Source organism: Arthrobacter sp. TB 26, from assembly GCF_000427315.1.
Lineage (GTDB): Bacteria > Actinomycetota > Actinomycetes > Actinomycetales > Micrococcaceae > Arthrobacter.
The window spans coordinates 1-6,178 of record NZ_AUPJ01000047.1; the positions used below are offsets into that span (position 1 = coordinate 1).

At 65.6% G+C, this 6,178-nt stretch carries 5 protein-coding genes; 1 reads left to right on the top strand and 4 read right to left on the bottom strand.

Annotated features, from left to right (window positions below):
- On the top strand, nt 1-220 hold a 220-nt coding region (locus K789_RS0100775), incomplete at its 5' end, for an Rv3235 family protein (RefSeq protein ID WP_024365083.1).
- Nucleotides 221-383: 163 nt separating this feature from the next.
- On the opposite strand, the gene secA is transcribed toward K789_RS0100775, so the two are convergent.
- The 4 genes from secA to K789_RS0100795 form a co-directional block, all read right to left on the bottom strand.
- A complete protein-coding gene (gene secA, locus K789_RS0100780) occupies nt 384-3,119 on the bottom strand; it encodes a preprotein translocase subunit SecA (protein ID WP_024365084.1) in 2,736 nt (911 codons plus the stop codon).
- A gap of 70 nt (nt 3,120-3,189) precedes the next feature.
- The gene (locus tag K789_RS0100785; RefSeq protein ID WP_024365085.1) at nt 3,190-4,449 is read right to left on the bottom strand and encodes a winged helix-turn-helix domain-containing protein; all 1,260 of its coding nucleotides are present in this window, start codon (nt 4,447-4,449) and stop codon (nt 3,190-3,192) included.
- 32 nt (nt 4,450-4,481) lie between these two features.
- Nucleotides 4,482-5,207, bottom strand: coding sequence for a ribosome hibernation-promoting factor, HPF/YfiA family (hpf, locus tag K789_RS0100790; RefSeq protein WP_024365086.1), 726 nt, complete (start codon nt 5,205-5,207; stop codon nt 4,482-4,484).
- Between the two features lie 143 nt (nt 5,208-5,350).
- The coding region (locus K789_RS0100795; RefSeq protein ID WP_035738708.1) for a ComF family protein at nt 5,351-6,178 on the bottom strand (828 nt) is incomplete at its 5' end.

Consider the following 6,178-nt stretch of genomic DNA (forward strand, 5'->3'; position numbering starts at 1 on the left):
CCGGGCCGCGCTGACCCGGCGGATGCCGTGCGGGGCGTCGCCGACGGCGGGACGGCTGCACCGCAACGCCTCGGTCCGCTCCGTCCGGGCCTGCCAGGTATCCGCTGACATCTATGAGGCCAGCGCCGTCGTGGTCGAGGAGTTGCGGGTGCGGGCGGTCGCCCTGAGGCTGGAGCGAAGCAGGCTCGCCTGGCGGGTCACTGTGCTGGAAATCGGCTGACAACCAGCGCGGAGAGTCACTCAAAACCGGCTGGGGGCCTACTGAGGGAAGCAAGGAAGGAGGAGGCAGCGGTAATGACAGAGGACCGGAACATGTGTTCCGGTCCTCCGTCATTACTCCGCCGTTAGGCCAGGCTGCAGCGCGTTGGCCAGCAGCCGACCGGCTAGCGCTTCTTCTTTTTGTTGGCGCGGCGCGGGGCGTCCTGCCCGGCCTTGGCCGGGTTGCCGGAGCGGCCGGAGGTCTTGGCTTCCACCCGGGTCTGGGCCGAACCGTCCTCGCCGGGGGCCGTGTACTGCAGCTGGGCCGGCTTTTCGGGGGCCTCCAGCCCGGCAGCATGGATCCGCGGTTCGTGATGCTCGGTGTGCTGGCCCGCGGCGTCCGCTACGACGACGTCCTCGGCGGGCGTCACTTCGACCTCAAGGTTGAACAGGAAGCCGACGCTTTCCTCCCGGATGGCCTCCATCATGGCCTGGAACATGATGAAGCCCTCGCGCTGGTATTCCACCAGGGGATCGCGCTGGGCCATCGCGCGCAGCCCGATGCCTTCCTTCAGGTAGTCCATTTCATAGAGGTGTTCCTGCCACTTGCGGCCGATCACCGAAAGCACAACGCGGCGCTCGAGTTCGCGCATGCTCTCGTGGCCAATGGCTTCTTCGCGTGCCTGGTAGACCAGGCGGGCGTCGGAGAGGATCTCTTCCTTGAGGAAGTCGACCGTGATCCGCGACTTCCCGCCGGCCTCGTCGATGAGATCGCGCGGGGTGACGCTCACCGGGTAGAGGGTCTTGAGGTTGGACCACAGCAGGTTGAAGTCCCAGTCGTCGCCGGTGCCCTCGGCGGTGGCCTGCTCGATGAACGCGCTGATCGTGTCTTCCAGGAAGAACTGGACCTTTTCGTGGAGGTCGTCGCCTTCGAGGATGCGGCGGCGGTCTCCGTAGATGGCCTCGCGCTGGCGGTTCAGGACGTCGTCGTACTTCAGGACGTTCTTGCGCTGTTCGGCGTTGCGGCCCTCCACCTGGCCCTGGGCGGAAGCGATGGCGCGCGAGACGAGTTTGGATTCGAGGGCGACGTCGTCCGGCACCGAGCTATTCATCAGACGTTCCGCCGCGCCGGAGTTGAACAGGCGCATCAGGTCGTCGGTCAGCGACAGGTAGAACCGGGACTCGCCGGGGTCGCCCTGACGGCCGGAGCGGCCGCGGAGCTGGTTGTCGATCCGGCGTGATTCGTGCCGTTCGGTACCCAGCACGTACAGGCCGCCGAGGTTGAGGACTTCCTCGTGCTCGTCCTTGACGGACTGCTTGGCGGCCTCGAAGGCTGCCGGCCAGGCGGCTTCGTATTCTTCGGAGTTCTCTTCCGGATCCAGCCCGCGCTTGGCCAATTCGGCGACAGCGGTGAACTCGGCGTTGCCGCCGAGCATGATGTCGGTACCGCGGCCGGCCATGTTGGTCGCCACCGTGACGGCGCCCTTGCGGCCTGCCTGGGCCACGATCGCGGCCTCACGGGCGTGGTTTTTGGCGTTCAGGACCTCGTGGCGGACGCCTTCCTTGGCCAGCAGCCGGGAGAGGTATTCGCTCTTCTCCACGCTCGTGGTGCCGACCAGGACCGGCTGGCCCTTTTCATGCCGTTCGGCAATGTCCTTGACGACGGCGTCGAATTTCACGGCCTCGTTCTTGTAGACCAGGTCCGCCTGGTCAATCCTCGTCATGTCCCTGTTGGTGGGGATCGCGACGACGCCGAGCTTGTAGGTGCTCATGAACTCTGCGGCTTCGGTTTCGGCCGTGCCGGTCATGCCCGCGAGCTTGCCGTACATGCGGAAGTAGTTCTGCAGCGTCACCGTGGCGAGGGTCTGGTTCTCGGCCTTGATCTCGACGCCTTCTTTGGCCTCGATGGCCTGGTGCATGCCTTCGTTGTAGCGCCGGCCGGCGAGGATGCGGCCGGTGTGCTCGTCCACGATCAGGACTTCGCCGTCGAGGATGACGTAGTCCTTGTCCCGCTTGAACAGTTCCTTGGCCTTGATGGCGTTGTTAAGGAATCCGATCAGCGGGGTGTTCGCGGACTCGTAGAGGTTGTGGATGCCGAGGTAGTCCTCGACCTTCTCGATGCCGGCCTCGAGCACACCGACGGTGCGCTTCTTCTCGTCGACTTCGTAGTCCTCCTCGGACTTGAGCCGGGTGACGACCTTGGCGAACTCGCTGTACCAGCGGTTGGTGTCGCCCTGGGCGGGGCCGGAGATGATGAGCGGGGTCCGTGCCTCGTCGATGAGGATGGAGTCCACCTCATCGACGATGGCGAAGTGGTGGCCGCGCTGGACGAGCTCGGACTTGTCCCACGCCATGTTGTCGCGCAGGTAGTCGAAGCCGAATTCGTTGTTGGTGCCGTAGGTGATATCCGCGGCGTACTGTTCTCGGCGCAGGGCGGGGTCCTGGTTGGACAGGATGCAGCCGCTGGTCAGGCCCAGGAAACGGTAGACACGGCCCATGAGGTCGGACTGGTATTCAGCCAGATAGTCGTTCACGGTGATGACGTGCACGCCGTTGCCGGCGAGGGCGTTCAGGTAGGCCGGAGCGGTGGCCACGAGGGTTTTGCCTTCACCAGTCTTCATTTCGGCGATGTTGCCCAGGTGCAGGGCGGCGCCGCCCATCAGCTGGACGTCGAAGTGGCGCATCCCGAGGGTGCGCGACGAGGCTTCGCGGACGGCGGCGAACGCCTCGGGCAGGAGGTCATCAAGCTTTTCACCGTCGCCGTGGCGCGCGCGGAGCCGGTCCGTCTCTTCTCGCAGTTCAGCGTCGCTAAAGGTCTGGAAGGAGCTTTCCAGGGCATTAATGGAATCGGCATAGTTCCGCAGTTGCCTCAGGGTTTTTTTGTCACCCGTGCGGAGAAGTTTTTCGATAAGTGATGCCACGTGAAGTTGCTCCCAGTCTCAAGCTGCCGAATTCTGGCGTGTTTAGTCTACGGGAGAGACACAGTGCCGGTTACGCCTGTTCCCTCTCAGCGGATACACCGCTTCCTGCCCCGGACACAGCGTCTGCGAGCGCCGGCGCCAGGTCCCCTTTCTGGGAAACCACAACCCGGTCCAGTTCCAACCACTCTGCCATGAGCTGCAGTTCCGCAGCGAGTTCGACGGCGGTATCGGCGGGGGCATCGGGTTCGGCATGGGCAGCCCTCGCCAGCAGAAGGCCGTTGGCCCGGTCGGCTTTGAGGTCGACGCGGGCTACGATCCCGTCGCGCAGCAGAAAGGGCAGCACGTAATAGCCGTAGCGGCGCTTCGGCTCCGGGGTGTAAATCTCGATGCGGTAGTGGAAACCGAACAAGGCCTCAAGGCGCCGCCGCTCAAAGACCAGCGAGTCGAAGGGGCTCAGCAGCGCGCGACCGGTGGCCGTGCGGGGCAGTTTCGCCTCGACGTGCCGGTAGACGGGCTTGTTCCAGCCGGTCACAGTGATGGGCAGCAGCCGTCCGGCTTCGACGAGGTGGTCCACTGCGACGGCGGACGGACGCAAGGGCGTCCGGAAGTAGTCCGCAAAGCAGCGCAGCGTGCCGATGCCGTGGGCCCGGGCGGCGGCATCGATGAGACGGACCAGCGCGGCCCCCTGGTCCGCGCCGGCGTCCGGGACTTCCGAGTCTTCCTCCGGCCGCCTGGACAGGACCTTGGCCGTGAGGGTGTAGCGCCGTTCAAAGGACTCCGTGCGGGACGCGGCCGAAATAAGGCCTGCTTCGAAAAGGTGCTCCAGCACCCGTTTCACGGCGTTCCAGTTCCAGCCCCAGTTGTCCTGCTGCCGGTCCTCCACATGACCAAGGTGCGCGGTGAGTTCTGCGGCGGTCATTGGCCGGCCGGTGGCCAGTGCCTCGAGCACCCGGGATGCGACACCGCTCCTAAGCTCGGGGTCCAGGGAGTGCGCCCCCACCCATTTCCGGCTTTGCCACAGGACCAGGTCCTGGAAATGGTCGGGGCGGATGAAGCTGGCCTCATGGGCCCAGTACTCCATCATGCGCCGCGGGTGGGTGCCCGCCATGCGCTGGAGGATGGCGCGGTCGTAGTTGCCAAGCCGGGAGAAGAAGGGCAGGTAGTGGCTCCGCGACAGCACGTTGACGGAGTCGATCTGGACCAGCTGGAGTCGGGCAAAAGTACGGCCCACCGCCCGTGCAGTCACGGGTCCGGCGGGCCGAACTTTGTCCAATCCCTGGGCTGCCAGTGCGATCCGCCGTGCCTGCTTGAGGCTCAGCAATTCCTGCACATCAGTCCCTTCGTTGGATGGTCAGCACCAGCTTATGCGCTGGCGGGCTCATCCTCGGAGCGGTAGGCGAGGATTTTCTCTTCCAGCGGGGCCTCGCCCGGCTCGCACGTCTGGTCGAGGGAAATCACCCCGTAGGTCCAACCGTCGCGGCGGTACACGACGGACGGTGCCTTGGTCTCCTTGTCCACGAAGAGGTAGAAGTCATGACCCACGAGCTCCATGTTGTCGACAGCGTCGTCGAGCGTGAGGGATGCGGCGGGAAAGACCTTCCGGCGGATAAGCACGGGCGAGTCTCCGGCCGGGATGTCATTCTCGACGTCGTACGGCGACTTCTCGGCGGGAGCTGACTTGGGCTCCAGCCAGTGGTTGGCCTCTTCGTAGATGGGCTCGCTGGTGCTCGCGGGCTCAAGGGTTGCCGTCGCCTCGGTGACGGACTTCGGGGTGTGCCGGCCATGGTGGACCTTCTTGCGGTCCTTCGCGCGGCGCAGGCGTTCAAGTAGCTTGTTGTAGGCGAGATCGAACGCGGCGAATTTGTCTGCGGCGCTGGCTTCGGCACGAATCACGGGGCCCCGGCCCAGGACGGTCAGCTCAACCGTGAGCATCTCGTCGGTCTGGCGGGCCTTGGTCTCCTTGGTAACCTTCGCGTCCACCCTCTGGACCTTGTCCCCCAGTGACGCGATCTTCGAGATCTTCTCGTCGGCGTACTCGCGGAACCGGTCGGAGACCGTCAAATTACGTCCGCTGATCATGAACTCCATGGTGCCCTCCAAATGACTTCGGTGACACGACGGCGGCACTTCCCGGGGCTGATCTGACTGACAGTCGAGCCCCTTTCCGAGCCGCTATCGACAGGTACATCTATTCTTGGTACCCATCTTCGACGTTAGTTCATAGCCCCCTCTTATTCATCCTTTTTTGGTTTATTTTTTTCATTGACGGGCGCCTTCCCCGCCATTGCGGGGTCGGTGTCACCGAACTCGAGCGTGACCGGCGGGCGTGTCGCGGCGAGGACGACGGCGCCACTCACCAGCGCGCCGGCCGCGCGCAACGCCCGGGCAGCCTCGGCCAATGTAGCCCCGGTGGTGAGCACATCGTCAACGATGATGCACTGCTGCCCGCTGACCTTGGGCGCGAACGGGCCGCGACGGACCCGCATGGATCCCCGCACCCGCTGTGCCCGGTCCCCGCGCCCCAGCCCCTTTTGCCCGCCGCGTCCTCCCGGCAGTCCGGGGAGGCGGTAACCGGACGCGGGCACCGTCCGTGACGCTGGCTCCCCGGTCGCCGGGGCCCGCAGCACCGTCTTCCGGAGGGCATGGACGGTGGTGAAGCCGGCGTGCGCACCGGCTCCCGGGGTCCGTCCCATTCTGCCGAGCAGCACGTGGACCGGGCTGAAGCCCCGCTTCCGGTAGGCACTGCTGCTGGTGGGCACAGGGACCAGCAGCAGTCCCGGAATCTCCCCTGCAGCAGCCCGGATGGCCCGGGCCAGGCCGTTGGACAACACCCCCGCAAGTTGTCCCTGGCCGTGGCGCTTGAACGACAGCACAGTCTGCGCCAACTCCGCGCGGTATGCGCCGGCAGCCACGACGGGAAGGAGCGCGGAGCCGTCGACGTCCATCAGGGCAGGGGCCTGTGCTTCCGCCCGGAACGGTTGGTGCATCAACAGCCGGACCTGCCGTCCGCAGCCGCCGCAGAGCGCCAGGTCTTCAGCCCCACAACAGACGCAGTCCAC

What these genes read in the sequence shown, in the direction of transcription:
- hpf (WP_024365086.1), bottom strand. Translation starts at nt 5,207, where the DNA reads ATGGAGTTCATGATCAGCGGACGTAATTTGACGGTCTCCGACCGGTTC.